15 protein-coding genes are annotated in these 17251 nt (G+C 72.2%); 6 read left to right on the forward strand and 9 right to left on the reverse strand.

Annotated features, from left to right (window positions below):
• Positions 1-385: 385 nt before the first annotated feature.
• The gene (gene car / locus AB0910_RS20755) at positions 386-3940 is read left to right on the forward strand and encodes a carboxylic acid reductase (protein WP_366746066.1); all 3555 of its coding nucleotides are present in this window, start codon (positions 386-388) and stop codon (positions 3938-3940) included.
• A 30-nt stretch (positions 3941-3970) separates the two neighbouring features.
• Here the strand turns inward: car and AB0910_RS20760 are convergent, their stop codons facing one another.
• From AB0910_RS20760 to AB0910_RS20780, 5 genes are all read right to left on the reverse strand, one after another.
• Entirely contained in the window at positions 3971-4522 is a 552-nt protein-coding gene (locus AB0910_RS20760) for a helix-turn-helix domain-containing protein (RefSeq protein ID WP_366746067.1), read from the reverse strand.
• A gap of 146 nt (positions 4523-4668) precedes the next feature.
• Positions 4669-5781, reverse strand: coding sequence for a Gfo/Idh/MocA family oxidoreductase (locus tag AB0910_RS20765; protein ID WP_366746068.1), 1113 nt, complete (start codon positions 5779-5781; stop codon positions 4669-4671).
• A 62-nt stretch (positions 5782-5843) separates the two neighbouring features.
• Positions 5844-6248, reverse strand: coding sequence for a nuclear transport factor 2 family protein (locus tag AB0910_RS20770; protein ID WP_366746069.1), 405 nt, complete (start codon positions 6246-6248; stop codon positions 5844-5846).
• Positions 6249-6322: 74 nt separating this feature from the next.
• Positions 6323-6904 carry a TetR/AcrR family transcriptional regulator gene (locus tag AB0910_RS20775; RefSeq protein ID WP_366746070.1) on the reverse strand — a complete coding sequence of 194 codons (582 nt, stop codon included), beginning with the start codon at positions 6902-6904 and terminating at the stop codon, positions 6323-6325.
• Between the two features lie 10 nt (positions 6905-6914).
• The gene (locus AB0910_RS20780) at positions 6915-7277 is read right to left on the reverse strand and encodes a cytochrome P450 (protein ID WP_366746071.1); all 363 of its coding nucleotides are present in this window, start codon (positions 7275-7277) and stop codon (positions 6915-6917) included.
• A gap of 302 nt (positions 7278-7579) precedes the next feature.
• On the opposite strand from AB0910_RS20780, the gene AB0910_RS20785 reads away from it, so the two are divergent.
• The 5 genes from AB0910_RS20785 (at position 7580) to AB0910_RS20805 (ending at position 13741) form a co-directional block, all read left to right on the forward strand.
• Complete coding sequence (locus AB0910_RS20785) at positions 7580-8569, forward strand: DUF1702 family protein (RefSeq protein WP_366746072.1); 990 nt, start codon at positions 7580-7582, stop codon at positions 8567-8569.
• A gap of 285 nt (positions 8570-8854) precedes the next feature.
• Positions 8855-9835 carry a DUF1702 family protein gene (locus AB0910_RS20790; protein WP_366746073.1) on the forward strand — a complete coding sequence of 327 codons (981 nt, stop codon included), beginning with the start codon at positions 8855-8857 and terminating at the stop codon, positions 9833-9835.
• Between the two features lie 89 nt (positions 9836-9924).
• Complete coding sequence (locus tag AB0910_RS20795; RefSeq protein WP_366746115.1) at positions 9925-11208, forward strand: cytochrome P450; 1284 nt, start codon at positions 9925-9927, stop codon at positions 11206-11208.
• Positions 11209-11326: 118 nt separating this feature from the next.
• Positions 11327-12073 carry an SDR family oxidoreductase gene (locus tag AB0910_RS20800; RefSeq protein WP_366746074.1) on the forward strand — a complete coding sequence of 249 codons (747 nt, stop codon included), beginning with the start codon at positions 11327-11329 and terminating at the stop codon, positions 12071-12073.
• A 216-nt stretch (positions 12074-12289) separates the two neighbouring features.
• The gene (locus AB0910_RS20805; RefSeq protein WP_366746075.1) at positions 12290-13741 is read left to right on the forward strand and encodes an MFS transporter; all 1452 of its coding nucleotides are present in this window, start codon (positions 12290-12292) and stop codon (positions 13739-13741) included.
• Positions 13742-13783: 42 nt separating this feature from the next.
• On the opposite strand, the gene AB0910_RS20810 is transcribed toward AB0910_RS20805, so the two are convergent.
• From AB0910_RS20810 to AB0910_RS20825, 4 genes are all read right to left on the reverse strand, one after another.
• Positions 13784-14389 carry a TIGR03086 family metal-binding protein gene (locus AB0910_RS20810; protein ID WP_366746076.1) on the reverse strand — a complete coding sequence of 202 codons (606 nt, stop codon included), beginning with the start codon at positions 14387-14389 and terminating at the stop codon, positions 13784-13786.
• A complete protein-coding gene (locus tag AB0910_RS20815; protein ID WP_366746077.1) occupies positions 14377-15414 on the reverse strand; it encodes a sigma-70 family RNA polymerase sigma factor in 1038 nt (345 codons plus the stop codon). The genes AB0910_RS20810 and AB0910_RS20815 overlap by 13 nt, the downstream gene beginning before the upstream one ends.
• 223 nt (positions 15415-15637) lie before the next feature.
• The gene (locus AB0910_RS20820; RefSeq protein WP_366746078.1) at positions 15638-16693 is read right to left on the reverse strand and encodes a carboxymuconolactone decarboxylase family protein; all 1056 of its coding nucleotides are present in this window, start codon (positions 16691-16693) and stop codon (positions 15638-15640) included.
• Between the two features lie 5 nt (positions 16694-16698).
• Positions 16699-17208 carry a flavin reductase family protein gene (locus AB0910_RS20825; protein ID WP_366746079.1) on the reverse strand — a complete coding sequence of 170 codons (510 nt, stop codon included), beginning with the start codon at positions 17206-17208 and terminating at the stop codon, positions 16699-16701.
• Positions 17209-17251: the final 43 nt, after the last annotated feature.

Here is a 17251-nt window from a genome sequence, read left to right on the forward strand (position 1 = left end):
CGGGCGGAGGCGCCGACGGCAGGGCCGGGAAGGCGGAAGCTGACTTGCGTTAATCAAAGTCAGGTGGGAGTCTCGGAGGCGTCGGAGCAGGCGCACGGCCGACGGCCGCACAGTGGGCGCGCACCGGTCGGACGCCCGCCGACAGGTTCCTACCGGCCGCACGGAGGTGTGACAAGGCGGCCCCCGCACCCGTGAGCCCCGGTGAAGAGAAGGCCGCGGTGCCCCACCCCGCGACACCCGCCGCGACACGCCGTCAGCGGCCGAAGCGACCGCGCACGGAGCACAGGACCCGCCGGCTCGGGCCCGCCCCCGGCGTCCGCGCCGGTGGCCCGCGAGGCCGTGCCCGACCCCATCAGGTCCCGGTGACCACTGGAGGAGATCGATCATGAAGGTCAGCTCGCAGCCCCCAACTGACGAGTTCAGCCCGCAGCCCCCCACCGACAGGTTCAGCATGCACGTGGCCCGGCGCCGCGCCCATCTGGCCCTGACGGACCCGCAGTTCCGCGCCGCGGCCCAGTCCGCCACCGTGAACGAGGCGATCCGGGCGCCCGGGCTCGCCCTGGCCGACCTCGTCGAGACGGTCATGGAGGGCTACGCGGAACGCCCGGCCCTCGGCGAGCGCGCCACCGAGCTGACGACGGACCCCGCCACCGGCCGCACCTCGCTGAGGCTCGTCGACCGCTTCGACACCCTCACCTACCGCGCACTGTGGGAGCGCGTCGGCCATGTCACGTCCGCGTGGCAGCACCACCCCGGGCACCCGGTGCGGCGAGGCGCCCGCATCGCGATCCTCGGGCCGACGGGCGTCGACCACACCGTGGTCGACCTGGCCTGCGTGCGGTCCGGCGCGGTGTGCGTCCCGCTCCAGGCGGGCGCGTCGGCCGGACACCTGGCCCCGATCGTCGCGGAGACCGAGCCCGAGGTGCTCGCGGTGCACATCGAACTCCTCGACGTCGCGGTGCGGCTCGCCGCGGACGCGGGGTCGCTGCGGGAGATCGTCGTCCTCGGCTATCGCCCCGAGGTCACCGCCCAGCGCGAGAGGTACGAATCCGCCGTCGAGCAGCTCGCCGCGCACGGCGGCACCACCCTGGAGCCACTGACGGAGGTCGTCGAGCGCGGCAGGCGGCTCCCGCCCCCGCACCCCCGCCCCGACGGCCCCACGCACGACGAACTCTCCCTGCTCGTCTACACGTCGGGCAGCACGGGCACCCCCAAGGGCGCCATGTACACCGAGCGCCTCGCCACCCAGTTCTGGGTGGACTTCACCCCGCGGGACGACGACCTGCCGGCCATCGTGCTCAACTACATGCCGCTGAGCCACATGATGGGGCGGGGCGTGCTGTTCGGGACTCTCGCCAAGGGCGGCACGGCCTGCTTCGTCGCATCGAGCGACCTGTCGACGCTGTTCGAGGACCTCGCCCTCGTACGGCCGACCGAACTCCTCATGGTGCCCCGCGTCTGCGACATGATCTTCCAGCGCCACCAGAGCGAGCTGGCCCGCCTGGAGCCGGCGGGCGGCGACCGCGGCGAGCACGAGGAGCAGGTGCGCGAGGAGTTGCGGGAGAAGACCCTGGGCGGCCGGGTCCTCTGGCTCGCCAGCGGTTCTGCCCCCCTCTCCGACGAGATCGCCGCGCTCGTCGAGGACTGCCTGCAGGTGCGGATCCTCAACGGCTACGGCTCGACGGAGGCAGGCGTCGTACTGCTCGACGGCAGGCCGCTGCGCCCCCACATGACCGAGTACAGGCTGGCCGACGTCCCCGAACTCGGCTACTACCGGACCGATTCACCGCACCCCAGGGGCGAGCTGCTGTTCAAGGGCAGCAGGCTCTTCGCCGGCTACTACCGGCGGCCGGACGCCACGGCCCAGGTCTTCGACGAGGACGGCTTCTACCGCAGCGGCGACATCATGGCGGAGACGCGCCCGGGCGAACTGGCCTACGTCGACCGCCGCTCCAACGTCCTCAAGCTGTCCCAGGGGGAGTTCGTGGCCGTCTCCCGCCTGGAGAGCCTCTTCACGGGCAGCCCAGGGGTCCGCCAGGTCTTCGTCTACGGCAACAGCGCACGCGCCTATCTGCTCGCGGTCGTCGTACCCACCCCCGGCGCCGTGGCACAGGCCGAAGGCGACACCGGGCGCCTGCGGGCGATCCTGCGCGAGTCGCTGCAGCGCCTGGGGCTGCGGGCGGGCCTGAACTCCTACGAGATCCCGCGCGACCTGATCGTCGAGACGGAGCCCTTCACCCAGGACAACGGGCTGCTCTCCGGCGTACGCAAACTGCTGCGGCCCGCGCTCACCCGCCGCTACGGGCCGCGGCTCGAAGCGCTGTACGCCGAACTGACCGAGCGGGAGGCCGACGAGCTCAGGGCGCTGCGCGAGGCGGGCCCCACCCGGTCGGCGCTCGATACCGTCTTCCGGGCCGCCCGCGCGCTCCTTGGCAGCCTGCCGGGGGACCTGCGGCCGGACACCCACTTCCTCGAACTCGGCGGGGACTCGCTCTCCGCCATGTCGTTCTCCCAGCTTCTCAAGGAGATCTTCGGCGTCGACGTCCCGGTGAACGTCATCATCAACCCGGTCAACAGGCTCCGGCAGGTCGCCGACCACATCGAGCGGGCGCTGGCCCCGGGGCACAGCCGCCCCACCGCCGAGAGCGTGCACGGCGCAGGCGCCACCCGGCTCCTGGCGGAGGAGCTGACCCTGGACAAGTTCCTCGACGCGGACCTCCTGGCCTCCGCCCGCCCGCGGGACACCCCGGTCCCCGAGGCCCGCACGGTCCTGCTCACCGGCGCCAACGGCTACCTCGGCCGCTTCCTGTGCCTCGAATGGCTGGAGCTGCTCGCCCGGCGCGGCGGCACGCTGGTGTGCCTGGTCCGCGGTGCCACCCCCGAGCAGGCGCGCACCCGCCTAGAGGAGGCGTTCGACAGCGGCGACCCCGAACTGCTCCAGCGCTTCAAGAACCTGGCGGCCGACCACCTCGACGTGGTCGTCGGCGACGTGGGGGAAGCCGACCTCGGCCTGGACCCCCGCACCTGGCAGCGGCTGGCCGAGACGGTCGACCTGATCGTGCACCCCGCAGCCCTGGTCAACCACGTACTGCCCTACGACCAGCTGTTCGGCCCGAACGTCGTCGGCACCGCCGAGCTGATCAAGCTCGCGGTGACCTCGCGGATCAAGCAGTTCACCTACCTCTCGACCGTCGCCGTCGTCATGGGCCACGAGGAGGCGGGCGACGAGTCCGCCGACATCCGTACCACCTGCGCGGCCCGCCGCATCGACGACACCTACGCCAACGGCTACGGAGCGAGCAAGTGGGCCGGCGAGGTCCTGCTGCGCGAGGCCCACGACACCTTCGGCCTGCCCGTCGCCGCCTTCCGCTCGAACCTCATCCTCGCGCACCCCCGCTTCCCGGGGCAGGTGAACATCCCCGACGTCTTCACGCGCCTGGTGTTCAGCCTGCTCGCCACCGGGATCGCGCCGCGCAGCTTCTACGCACCGGGCACGGGCCGGCGCGGACACTACGACGGCCTGCCCGTCGACTTCACCGCCCAGGCCATCACGGCCCTCGGCGACCTGACCCGCGAGGGGTACAGGACCTACAACGTCGTCAACCCGCACGACGACGGCATCTCCCTCGACACACTCACCGACTGGCTGGCCGGGACCGGCCGTCCCCTCGCCCGCGTCGACGACTACCCGCAGTGGCTCGCCCGGTTCGAGACCGCCATGCGGGGACTGCCCGACCGGCAACGGCAGCACTCCCTCCTCCCTCTGCTCCACGCCTTCGCACAGCCGGAGACCCCCGTCGCGGGGTCCCTCCTCCCCGCGGACCGCTTCCGCGCGGCCGTGCGAGCCGCCGCCGTGGGCGAAGAGCACGACATTCCCCACCTGTCGCAGGAACTGATCAACAAATACGTGACCGACCTGGAGTCGGAAAACCTGCTCTGACCGAAAAAAAGGGGGAGAGCAGAAAGGGGATTATTGCTGGACCGCGGAGGAATTATCCCCTTCCGGGGAGCGGTGGAAGCGGGCAATCCGTGCTTGCGTGTCCGCCATTTCCACGTCATGGCCCCCCGTGCACCGCACCGTCGCTTCGAGCGGCTCCCCGCACCCCCCGTGGACGAGTTCGACGCCGTGCTCCGGCTCTTCCAGACTCCGACCCCACTCCAACAGCGCGACGAACATCGGGAAAAGCCTGCGGCCGGCCTGCGCGAGGACGTATTCGTACCTCGTGCGGGCCCCCGGTTCGCGGTAGGGGCGCCGGGCCAGCAGCCCGTCGGCGACCATCTGCTTCAACCGGGAGGCCGCCACCGCCTCACTCAAGCCCGTACGCCGCACGAGGTCCTCGAAACGATGAGCGCCGTAGTACATCTCCCGCAGCAGAATCATCGTCGACCGGGTTCCCACCACCTCCAGAGCACGCTCGACAGCGCACCAGCCCTGCGCTGTCCACGCATCGCGTTCCGCAAAGGGGCCGACCAGGGAGATGACGTCCTGGTCGTCTCGTGAAACCCGTCCATTGCCAGTCATGCCCGGCATTTTATCACCGGGTGAAACCGTCAAGTATTCTCCGTGCTCGCTGAATTCGGCTCTGCGGACAGGCGGGCGGGAAATCGCCTGTCGAGTCGGTGGGCCCGGCGATATCGGCTGCGGTCGCGGTGTGCCCGGGGTGGCGGTCAGGCCCGTACGCCACGCGCCGGTACTTGCTGGCGCACCCCCGTGGCGGCCGCGCGGTGCACGGCCTCGACCAGGTGGTGGCGGTGGAGGGCGTGGTGGAAGTCCGGGACGAGCGAGGTGCCTTCGGCCCGGTCGCGGGCGTGCTGCGCGTACAGCTGCGCGACGTTGTGCGCCGGTCCTGTGAGGTCGCGCGGCACGTCGGCGTAGTACGTGTCGGGGACGCGCAGCGGCCGGGTGCCGCTCTCCTCGCCGCGGCCGCCCGCGAGGACGGGCTCGGCGACCTGGAGGTTGCCGGTGTCCGCCGTCAGCACCAGGTCGCCCTCGGTGCCGTTGATCTCCCAGTGCAGGTTGTCGCCGCGCGAGTTCCCGCCGCGGTAGTAGACCGACAGCGCGGCGCCGCTCGCCAGCACCCCGCCGAGGGAGACGTGGTCGGGCGAGGTCACGGCCAGCGTGCCCCCGTCGTCGACCACGGTCGCCACCTCGCGGCGGCGTACGAGCTCGGCCGACACGGCGGCGGGCTCGCCGAGCACATGGGCGAGGGTGTCGAGGGCGTGCAGGGCCGGGATGGTGAACGTGGTGGCGCCGTTGGCCGCGTCGAACCAGTACGAGTTGGCGCGGGTGGCCGTAGGACCCCAGGCGCCCGCCGAGCCGACGAGCGTGGTGCCGAGCACCTCGCCGACATAGCCGTCGGCGATCAGGTCGCGCGCGTACCTGGCGGCGGGCGCGAAGCGGCCCTGGAGACCCGTGACGGTCCGCACGCCGCGCGTGGTGGCGAGCCGGGTGAGCTCCTCGGCCTGCGCGAGGTCCACGCCGAGCGGCCACTCGGTGAAGACGTCCTTGCCCGCGGCGAGGGCGGCGGCGGTCAGCTCCCGGTGGTGCGTGACCTTGACGGCCACGACGACCAGGTCGACGTCGGGGTCGGCGACGAGGTCGCGGTGGTTGTCGTAGCCCCGCACGCCGTGCGCGGCCGCCGCGGCCCGCGCCGACTCGGGCCGCGAGGTGCTGACCGCGCGCAGGGCGAAGCCGGGCAGCGCCGCGAGGGCGGGGACGTGGCTGGCGGCGGCCCAGCCCGTGGTGCTCGCGCCGATGATGCCTACGCCGATCTGCTGCATGGAACGTCTCTCTCCTTGGGAAGTGCGGGCGGCCCGTACGGGACGCCCGTGCGGCGGCCGGGTCAGGCGGCCGTCGGGTGCTCGACCCGCAGCCGGGTGAGCACGGAGCCGCTGACGCGCCGGTCGGCGCCGGTGCGGCGGTACGTGTCGTGGTAGTGGCCCCAGCCGTGCAGGCCGGTGCCGTCGGCGAAGTACAGCCGGTCCTCCATCGCCCAGATGCCGGTCGCGGTGTCCTCGCCGGTCACCTCGATCTCCGGCAGGGACATCCGGTGGCCGCTGGTGCCGCCGGCCAGGGCCGTACGGGTCACCTCGACCAGCTCGTCGGGGCCCCGCTCGACGCCGTCGATCACGACCCGCGCGTCGTCGGTGGACAGGCGGCCCCGGCCCACCCGGTCGGCGGTGTCCAGTAACCGGGCACAGCGCGCCTTGAGCCGCTTGACGGCCTCCACGTCGGCGCAGTGGGCCATGGCGGTCCTCTCTTTCTTGACTGTACGTTCCTGAATTCGGGCGTGCGGCGGCCCGCGCCGGGCCGCGGGGCCGTTCAGTCGAGGCAGGCCAGGGCGGAGTCCACGGTCTCCATCAGCGCGGCGCGGTCCGGCCGGACGGCGCCGACGACCCGCAGCCCCTGGATGACGGTGACGAGCAGCCGGGCCGTCGCGGCGGCGCTCCGGGCCGCCGGGATCTCCCCGGCCGCCTGGCCGCGGGCGACCAGCTCGGACAGGGCCTCCTCCAGCGACTTGACCGTCCGGCGCAGGCGGTCGCGTACGGCCGGCTCGCGGTGGGCGAGCTCGGTGGCGGCGGCGATCACGAGGCATGCCTCGCGGTCGCCGTCCCTGACGGTCGCGTCGACCACGCCGACCAGCACCTCGCGGATGACGGCCCGGACGCCGACGCACCCGTCGAGCAGGGCGACCAGCGGCTGAGCGTAGCGCTCGCGGTACCGGTCGAGGGCGGCCAGGTAGAGCCCCTCCTTGCTGCCGAAGGCCGCGTACAGCGACCCGCGTCCGACGCCGGTGGCGTCCACCAGGTCCTGGATCGACGTGCCCGCGTACCCGGCGCGCCGGAACGCGGACATGGCGGCCTCGACCGCCGCGTCCGCGTCGAACTCCCTGCTCCGTGCCATGGTCCGGAGGCTACCCTATTGTGGAATGAACGGTCAATACAGAAATGGTGCCCCCGCGGGCCGGCGCGGCGAGCCGCAGGCCGGAGGCGCGGCGGAACAGTGTGCTCAGCACGATCTGCAGCTGGACGCGTGCCAGGTTCTGGCCGGGGCACTGATGCGGGCCGTAGCCGAAGGCGATGTGGTGGCGGGCTCCCCGCTCACGGTCCAGTGTGTCGGGGTTCCCGAACGCGGCCGGTCCCGGTTGGCGCAGAGCCAGGCGACGATGCCCCCCTCGTCGGTCTTGGCGGTGACCCCCGCCGATCTCCACGTCCCCGGCCGCGACCCGCGCGACGGCGGTCTCCACGATGGTGAAGTACCGCAGCAACTCCTCCACGGCCGGGGCGCTTTACCCGGATCGGCCTTGAGCAGGGCCAGTTGCCCGGGGTGTTCCAGCAGTGCCACCACGCTGAGGGAGATCATGTTCGCGGTGGTCTCGTGGCCGGCGATCAGCAGCCCGGTGGCCACCCCCTTCCTGGCCGCTCAAGTCCCCTTCTTCATCGACGAGTTCTCCGGCCAGGACGTCTCCTGGCGCGCCTCGTGCGGTCATCGGGCAATACGGAAGAGGCATCCGGAACCAGGCGGTCAGCACGATGGGCCGACGCTCCCCCTCGTCCCCGTCCGGTCTGGAGGCCGCCGATGTCCACCGTCACCGGGTCGCTCCGCCGTCTCTTCATGGCTCCGTCGCTCGCGTCGGTCACCTTCGGCAAGCGCGGGTTCCCCGTGCGACCGACCGCCGTCACGGAGCGGCTTGAGTCTGTTCCGCAGTCCGTGATCTGCGGTTTCGAGTGGGCGATCGACGCACGAGGGCAGTGGGAGGTGGAGCGGCGGCTGGCCGTCGTGGAGCCGGAGCTGCGCGGGTTCGCTTACGAGGGCGCCACCATGGCCCTCACCGTACGGGACGCCATGGGCCGCGCCGGGCGCGCCCGGGAGTTTCTGCTCGGTCCTGCACAGCCGCACATCTTCCTCGCGTACATCGGTATCGGCTTCGCCATGGCACGGCTGCCGCGGGCACTGTGGCCGAAAGTACTGCCGGATCTGTCCGGCTCACCATACTTTCCCACGATGAGTTGGCTCGCGGTGGACGGCTACGGCTTCGACCGCGCCTACTTCGACACCCGGCACTGGGTGGACGGGCAGTTCGTGCCGCGCGCGTATCCCTGGGCCGGCGACCCCGACTACTTCCTGCGCGCGGTCGACCAGGGCATCGGGCGCGCACTGTGGTTCATCCACGGCGCCGACACGGTGCAGATCGCGACGCGGGTGGCCGGTTTCCCACCACAGCGCCGAGCGGATCTCCTGAGCGGTGTGGGGCTTGCGGCGACGTTCGCGGGCGGCGCTGGCGGGGCGGCGCTCGCGTGGCTCAGAGAGGAGGCGGGAGGGCTCGCACCCGACCTGAGCACGGGCGCGGTCCTGGCCGCCAAGGCACGCGACTACGCCGGACACGTGCCCGGGTACACGGCGTCGGCCGCCCTCGCACTGACCGGCATGGCCATCCCTGAGGCGGTGGCCCTGGCGGACGGCACCGAGGAGGACGCGCGTGCCGGGGGACCGCTGCCGCCGTACGAGCTCTGGCGCCGGGGCATCCGGCGACGTTTCGCGGAAAGGGCGGGGCATCAGGCCGTCTGACGGAGCGTCCCGCTGTCCCCGGCGGACCGGCGGGCGGATCCGGATACCGAGAGGCCGCTCGGCGGGGAACCTGCGCGTACGGGGCTGCGCACGCGCGCGGGCGGATGCGTGTGTCCGGGCGACCGGCTTCTCCCGGCTTGCGGGCAACGCGGGAGTAGGCGCCGCGCGCCGAAGGCCGCAACCATCGTCTCACCATGGCCGCTGGAAACACCGAGCGGTTTTCCGCAGGCCGGTCGGGACGGTCCGTGGAATGCAGTGCCGATCACCCGGTGAAAGGAGACCAAGGTGACCAGTGCCCTGCGGTCGCTAAGGCGCCGCGTTCTGACCCCCAGCGATTCCGAGACCGAGCTGTCCGTACGCGGATTCCACGTCAAGAGCGAGGAGGCCCGCGATCTCCTGGAGACGGTGGGCCGCACCTTCCTGCGCGGCTACGCGTACGCGGCGGAGTCCCGGGAGACGGCGGAGGCCGAGGACAGGCTGGAGCAACTGCCGGTGCGGTTCCGAGGGTTCGGCTACGAGGGCGCCGCCATGGGCTTCGCCATGCGCGACGGGCTGCCCCTGGGGCGCCATGACCACGTCGAACGCTTCCTGCGAGGCAGGGGCGGGGACCACATCTACATGGTGTACATCGGCGTGGGCTGGGCGATGGCACGGTTGCCGCGGCTGCGCTGGCCCGCGGTGAACGTCACCGACCCGCTGCTTCGCTGGCTCGTCCTCGATGGATACGGCTTCCACCAGGCGTACTTCAAGACACCGAGGTATGTCCACCGGCAGCACCGCGAGCAGAACTTCCCGTGGCCGCAGGACGGCCCTCAGTGGTACGTGCAGCAGGCCATCGATCTGGGCATCGGCCGCGCCCTGTGGTTCGTGGGCGGCACCGACCCCGCCGAGGTCGACCGGCTCATCCACGCCTACCCCGAAGACCGGCACCCGGCGCTGTTCAGCGGCGCGGGCCTGGCAGCCACCTACGCGGGCGGCGTCACCGAGGAGGAGCTCGTGGACTTCCGCAACCGCTCCGGCCCACATCTGCCGGCTGTCGCGCAGGCCGCCGCGTTCGCGGCGACCGCGCGCGCCGACGCCGGGCTGCTCGTACCGCACAACGACCTGGCCACCGGCCTGCTGTGCGGGATGAGCGCACTGGAGGCGCACAGGACGAGTGTGTCGCTGCGCCCCGAGCCGCCGTACGCAGGCAGGACCCCGCCGTACGAGGTGTGGCGGCAGCGGGTCGCGGCCCGGTTCGCCGCCGTCGAGGAGGCCGGACGGTGACCGAAGCCACCGCGCGCACGGGCAGTGGTTCCCGCGGCTCCCGGCCGCCGGGGCCCGGGCGCCGGGCGGCGGTTCCGCTGCTGCGCCGGATGGCCCGGGACCGGCTGGGTGTGATGGCGCAGGTCGCGGCCGAGTACGGGGACGCCGCACGGCTGCCGCTCGGGCCGAAGACGCTGTATTTCTTCAACAGCCCCGACCACGCCAAGCACGTGCTCGCGGACCGGCCGCTCAACTACCACAAGGGCATCGGCCTCGCCCACGCCCGGCGCGCCCTCGGCGACGGTCTGCTGACCAGCGAGGGCGAGGCTTGGAAGGAGCAGCGGCGAGTACTGCAGCCGGTCTTCCAGGCCAAGCGGATCAACCGGCAGCTGGGCGCCGTCGCCGAGGAGGCCGAGCGGCTCACCGCGCGGCTGCTCGCGGCGGCAGGGCACGGCGCGGTCGATGTGCGCGCCATGATGACCGACCTCACCCTCGGCGTGTTGGGACGCACGCTGCTCGCCACCGACCTGAGCGAATGGAACTCGATCGGCGACGACTTCGAGTCCGTCCAGGAGCAGGCGATATTCGAGATGATGTCGCTCAACGCCGTGCCGTCCTGGCTGCCGCTCCCGAAGCAGTTGCGGTTCCGGCGGGCCCGGTCCCGGCTGGAGACGGTCGTGGCCCAGTTGCGCAGGCGCCGGCTGGCCGAGCCCACGGCGGAGGGCGACGACGTGGTCTCCCGGCTGATCGCGGCCACCGACGCCGATGCCGGGCAGGAGGCCGTCCTGCGCCGGATGCGCGACGAGCTGGTCACCTTGCTGCTCGCCGGGCACGAGACCACCGCGTCCACCCTGACGTGGGCCTTCCTCCTCGTCGACCGGCATCCAGAGGTGGGCCTGCGGCTGCACGAGGAGGCCGTGGACGTGCTGGGCGGCGGCCCGCCCGACCTTGCCGACCTGCACCGCCTCACCTACACGCATCAGGTGGTCGAGGAGGTCATGCGGCTGTACCCGCCGGTGTGGCTGCTGCCCCGGGTCGCCGAGGAGAACGACGAGATCGGCGGGTACGCGGTCCCGGCCGGCGCCGACGTGGTGATCTGCCCGTACACGCTGCACCGGCACCCGGAGCACTGGGAGCGCCCGCACGTCTTCGACCCGGACAGGTTCGTTCCGGGCGCGGCGTCACGGCGGCACCGGTACGCGTACATCCCGTTCGGCGCCGGGCCGCGGTTCTGCATCGGCAGCAGTCTCGGCATGCTCGAGGCGTCCGTTGTGCTCGCGACCGTCGCCCGCGACCTGCGGCTGGCCGCAGTGGCCGGTCACCGGGCACGCCCCGAGCCGATGCTGACGCTGCGGGTACGCGGCGGGCTGCCGATGACGGTGCACCCCCACTGACCGGCGCTCGGGGCAGCGCTCCGTGCTCGGGCCGAACGATGAATTCCGGCGTCTTTCCCGGTCTTTATTTGCAGGACGTGCCGAACGTCGGCACGGGAACGCGAGCAGGGAGAACCACATGTCTGCGGAGAGCATCGCGGGCGCGACGGCCGTCGTCACCGGCGCCGGTCGCGGCTTCGGGCGCGGAATCGCCGGAGCCCTGGTGGAAGCCGGGGCGCGCGTCATCGGCGTCGGCCGGGACGGCGAGGCGCTCAAGAAGGCTCAGGAGGATCTTGGGGACGGCTTCGTGCCGGTGCCAGGCGACGCGACCGAAGCCGACCTGGCCGAGGAGCTCATCGCCGGGCACCGTCCGGCCGTGCTGGTCCTGAACGCCGGGGCGAACCCGGTGATGGGACCTTTGAGCGAACACACGTGGGACAGCTTCCGCGGGAACTGGGACGTGGACGTCAAGCACGTCTTCACCTGGGTGCGGGCCGCCCTGCGACTGCCGTTGGCCCCGGGCAGCACCGTCGTCTCGGTCTCCAGCGGAGCCGCCCTGCGCGGCTCCCCGCTGAGCGGCGGTTACGCGGGAGCCAAGGCGACGGTGCGCTTCGTGTCGGCGTACGCGGCAGGGGAGTCGGAGAGCCGGAGTCTCGGCATCCGCTTCCTGTCCGTGCTGCCGATGCTGTCGCCCGCCACCGACCTCGGTGCGAGCGGAGTCGCGGCGTACGCGGCCCAGCAGGGCGTCACCGCCGAGCAGTTCGTCGCGAACATGGGCGCGGTCCTCACCCCGGAGAAGGTGGGCGCTGAGGTGCTCGCGCTCATCGGCGACGAGCGGCCCGGGCCGGCGTACCTGCTGACGCCGGGCGGCGCGAGCGAGGTCTGACCCTGCCTGTTCCCCGTCGCGGGAACCAGTGCTCCCTCCCGCTCCGGTCCTCGATGAGTTTCCGGTGGCGCTCCGGTCTTTATTGAGGGTCCGCGCACCCGCGCGGAATGCCCATGCGGGTGGCAGGCCCCCTGATATCCGGTACATCGAACGGGCGTCAGCGGTCGGTCGAGTTCACCGGCGCGGGCCCACGGCCGAACTTGGAAGGTTTTTCCCATGTCCGTCAGAACGGAAGCGCCGGCCGCACCCACCAGGGTGGTGGCGACGCTGATCCTCGCGTCACTCGGCGCATTCCTGGCGTCCCTCGACGTGGTGGTGGTGTCGACGGCGCTCCCGACGTTGCAGAAAAATCTGCACGCGTCCCTTTCCGACCTCGAATGGACGGTGAACGGCTACAACCTTGCGTTCTCCTGTCTGATGCTGACCGGTGCCGCACTCGGCGACCGGTTCGGCCGACGCACCATGTACGCCGTCGGGGTCGCCGTGTTCACGCTCTCCTCGGTCGCCTGCGCGCTCTCGGACTCCTCGGGCTCCCTGATCACCGCCCGGGTGGTGCAGGGCGCGGGCGCGGCAGTGGTGCTCCCGCTCACGCTCACCCTGATCAGTGACGCGTTTCCGCTGGAGAAGCGGGGCATGGCCATCGGCGTCTGGGGCGGCATCACCGGCCTCGGCGTCGCCGCGGGACCGGTGCTCGGCGGTCTGATCATCCAGGGCATCAGCTGGCAGTGGATCTTCTGGATCAATGTGCCGGTCGGTGCCGCTGTGGCGGTGCTCTCGCTGCTGCTGCTCAAGGACAGCCGGGGCGGTCGGCCCCAACTCGACCTGCTGGGGCTCGTCTTGGTGGCCGCGGCACTGTTCGCCCTGGTCTGGGCACCGGTGCGAGCACCGTCCATCGGCTGGGACAGCGGCGAGGTGATCGGTGCTCTGGCGGTCGGCGCCATCCTGATGGCGGCGTTCATCGGCTGGCAGCGCCGGGCCCGCTATCCGATGCTCCCACTGGAGTACTTCGGCCTGCGCGGGTTCTCCACCGCCAACGCCGTGATCCTCTTTGTGTTCTTCTCACTCATCGGCTCACTGTTCATGATCGCCCAGATGTTCCAGGTAGGCCTCGGCTACGATCCGCTCGACGCGGGCCTGCGCATCCTGGTGTGGACGGCCATGCCGATGCTGGTCGCACCGGTCGCGGGGCTGCTGTCCGACAAGATCGGGAACAAGCCGTTCATGGTGCTCGGCCCGCTGCTCCAGGGCGGCGGCCTGTTCTGGCTCGGCATGGTGGCCGCGCCGGACGTGAGTTACACGACGCTGGTCGCGCCGCTGATCGTGGCCGGCATCGGCATCGGCATGGTCTTCCCGACGGTCGCCAACGCGGTCGTCATGGCTGTCCCGCTCAACGATTCCGGCGTGGCCGCAGGTACCAACAACACGATGCGCGAGGCGGGCGGCGTCTTCGGGGTCGCCGTCCTCTCCGCGGTCTTCGCCGGCCACGGCGGCTACCGTTCCGCGGCGGACTTCATGGAAGGCTTCAAGGCCGCGGAGATCGTGGCAGCGGTCGTCGTGGTCGCCGCAGCCGCGGCGGCCGTCCTCGCCCCGGGCAAACGAGAAGTCGACGCCACGGCCCCCGGCCTCTCAGCGGCGCCCCCACCTGTCCCGCACACCGAGCAGGTCTGACGGCACCGCAGGGTGTCGGCCGGTCGGTTGACCGGCCGACACTCATACCCAGGACGCCACCGGGGCGGCCCCACCGGGCCGCCGCCCAAGGTACGCAACCAAACGGTCGCTCGCCCCGGCCCCGACGGGCAAGGGCACCGCAGGCGCGAACAGCGCCGACCGGGTCCCGTCGTCCACCACAAGGGGCGCCCATCGCAACATCGTCCGGGCCAGTTCCGCCGGAATCGGGCGCCGGTGACCGCAGGCCTCGGCGACGTCCCACCCGTGAACAGCGATCTCCATCGCCCCCACGAACGCCACGACATCTCTCTCGAGCGGCAGCCCGCCCACCGCCACGCCTCCCTCCGATGCTCCGCTCTCCCACATGGCGAGCAGCTCCCGCGCACGTGCGCACACCGCCGCCACAGGAGAAGACGGCGCCCGAGCCGCCCCGGACCGGGACTCGGGCACCAGCCCGACCACCCCCCGCTCAGGCGCCTCGCACAGCGCGCGCAGGGAGTCGTCCAGGTGCCACAGCAGATCCGCGAGATCCCATCCGGCACAGGGCGTGGGCAGGGACAGCGCCTCGGGCTCGATGCCCGACACGCAGCCGAGTCCGTAGTCCACCGCCTCCGCCAGCAGACGGACCATGGGCGTCAGCCCCGGCATGACGGTGAGGGGATCGGCGAAGACCCGAGTCGTGCGGGCATCCCGAAGGACTGAAAGAGCGATGCGTCCCGGAAGGCGACGATCCCGACGATCCCCCTCCCACCCAGCGTCAGTACCTGCAGCGCGTGCGGGTGGTACATCCCGTCGGCGCCGCGCCAGTACGTCGCCATCGTCGGCTGGCCGCCATTCGCACTCGTCCTCAGCACACGCTGCGGACCCGACCGGGGGAAGACATGCTGCGCGAAGAACGCGCCGATGTTCTCGCGCCCGGTGAACCACAGAGGCTCCGGCGGCATCTGCAGCGTGGCGTCGGAGTGCAGCAGCTTCAGCAACGCGTCGACGTCCGCCGTCTCGAATGCCTTCGCATATCCGTCGAGCAGCCGGCGCCCCTGCTCGTCCAGCCGGTCGCCGCTGACCTCGTCCTCGGTGGCGGAGACCTCCTGGAGCTGGGCGCGGGCCCGCTGGAGCGCGCTGTTGACGGCAGCCGTGCTGGTGTCCAGCAGCTCGGCGACCTCGGCAGCGCGCCAGGCGAGCACGTCCCGCAGGATGAGCACGGCACGCTGCCGCGGCGGCAGCGCCTGAAGGGCGACGATCAGCGCGAGCCGTACGCTGCCCCGCGAGACGACGACCGCGGCCGGGTCGCTCGGCGGATCGGGCATCGGCTGCACCCAGGCGACCTCGCCGTTCGTCGGGTTCAACGGCGCCGTGGGGTCGTCACCTGGGCCCCCGAGCCCGGCCGGCAAGAAGCGCCTGCTGTGGTGTTCGAGAGCGGTGAGACAGGCACTGGTGGCGATCCGGTACAGCCAGTACCTCAGCGAGGAGCGGCCTTCGAACCCGGCGTAGCCGCGCCAGGCCCGCAGGTATGTCTCCTGGACGAGGTCTTCTGCGTCCTGCACCGAGCCGAGCATGCGGTAGCAGTGCGCGAGCAGCTCCGGACGAAATCGCGCGGCCTGCCGGAGGAAGGCGTCCTCGCGCCCGGCCATGCCCGCCTCCGCTTCCTGCCCCCGCTCTCGGCTGCTCAACATGGTGACAACGCTCCCGTGGTCCGTGGCCGGTGCGAATGGCCGCATCAGTCCCATTGATAAGGACCACGTGGACCGGCAGAAGTCATCGCTGCCCGAGGCAGGCGTCCGGCCGTCGCGGCATCGGGCACCCGTGAACCGGGTGCCCGATGCACGGTCGTTCTCCCGGCAAGGACCTGATGGCCGGGAGAGCGGCCTGGTGGGGGCGTACGCCCGGGGAGAGGGATCAGGCGGATCGCCGGGCGGCCGGCAGGGACGCCGCCGCCCAGGTCCCGACCCGGCGCGCCGCGGTGAGCGCCGACCAGCACAGCAGGGCGATGAGCGGTGCATCACCCGGACGGGTGGTGCGGAAGGCGTCGACGTCCCGGTCGGAGACCTGGTGCGGGGCGAGCGCCGCGAGCAGCGCGAGCCGTGCCGTGGGGCGCAGCTCACCGGGGAGCCTTTCGACCGGTTCGTCGGTCCAGGAGGAGCTGACGGGAGGCGGCTCGCCGCGCCAGTCGTCCACCGCGGCCGCGACGAGGTCGCGCACCGGCGCCGGAACGACACCCGAGGCGGCCTTGTCGACCGCGGCGGCCAGCCAGGCCAGCGCGGCGGCGATCGGCGGGGAGCCCGCTGCCCAGGCCAGGTCGGGCGGGAGCGCGGCCTCCGGTGGAACGGTCAACCCGACGGCTTCACCGGGAGCGTTGACCGCGGCCACGTTCTTGGCCATGACCTTGCCGCCCACCCGCCGGGCGATCTGGCGGGCGCGCTCGGGCCCCGGAAGGAAGCTGCCGTTCAGCAGGACGTTGATCACCCGGTTGAGGAAGTGGAAGTACACGAGCACCCCCAGGTACTCCGGAGCCTCCTCGGGGGCGAACGGCGGCGGTACGGCTGCGCCGGCCGCGACGGACACGTCCTGGGCCCAGCGGGCCAGTGCCGCGTGCGCGCCGGCCGCGGGGTCCATGGCCTTGCCGCCGAGGAGCTGTGCTGCGAAGTCCGCGGCGCCGCCGCCGTAGAGCATGATCGTGTGCGCGTCCACGCAGAACGGGCACTCGTTGAGCTTGGAGACGGTGGCGGCCACGGCCTCCTTGCCCACCCGGGGGGCGCGCCCGGCCGCCATCAGCGGCTCGCGGAAGCCCGCCCAGGTGGCGGCGAGCAGCACGGGATCGGGCGAGAACATCGTGACGGCCTCGACCAGCCGGCCGATCTCCCTGGTGGACTGCTCGTACACTTCGGCGACGACGCCGGCGGCGGTGGCGGCCGGTACGGGCGTGACGTGTCTGACGACAGCGGGTCCTGGCATGACGCTCACTCCGTGGTCGTGGTGGTGGTCGGCCGGGCCGGTGCGTCCGGCTTCAACCGGTGGAACCGGCCGCCGTGGAAGAGCAGCGCGTCCCCGCCCGGGACGCGGCCGAGGGCGAGCACCGCCCCGATGAAGATGGAGTGGTCACCGCCGTCGTGTGTGTCGGTGAGCCGGCACTCCATCCACGCCAGCGCGCCGTCGAGCACGGGCACGCCGGTGCGCGGACCCGGGGCCGAGTCGACGGGGGAGAACTCCTGCTCGCCGCGGGGCCTGCTGTGCGTGGCGAAGTAGGTGGCCAGTTGTTCCTGGTGGGCGGCGAGCACCGAGACCGCGAACACTCCGCTGCGCACGATCGTGTCGTGGATGGCGGCCTTGCGGTCGACGCAGACGAGGACGAGCGCGGGGTCGAGGGAGACGGAGGTGAAGGAGTTCGCGGTCATGCCGAGCGGTGCGTCGCCCAGCGCGGTCACCACCGTGATGCCGGTGGTGAACGCGCCGAACACCGAGCGGAGCACGGCACGGTCATGACGGACGCCGTCAGGGGGACCCTCGGGCGCG

It is taken from the genome of Streptomyces sp. NPDC047002, assembly GCF_040704505.1.
Taxonomy (GTDB): domain Bacteria; phylum Actinomycetota; class Actinomycetes; order Streptomycetales; family Streptomycetaceae; genus Streptomyces.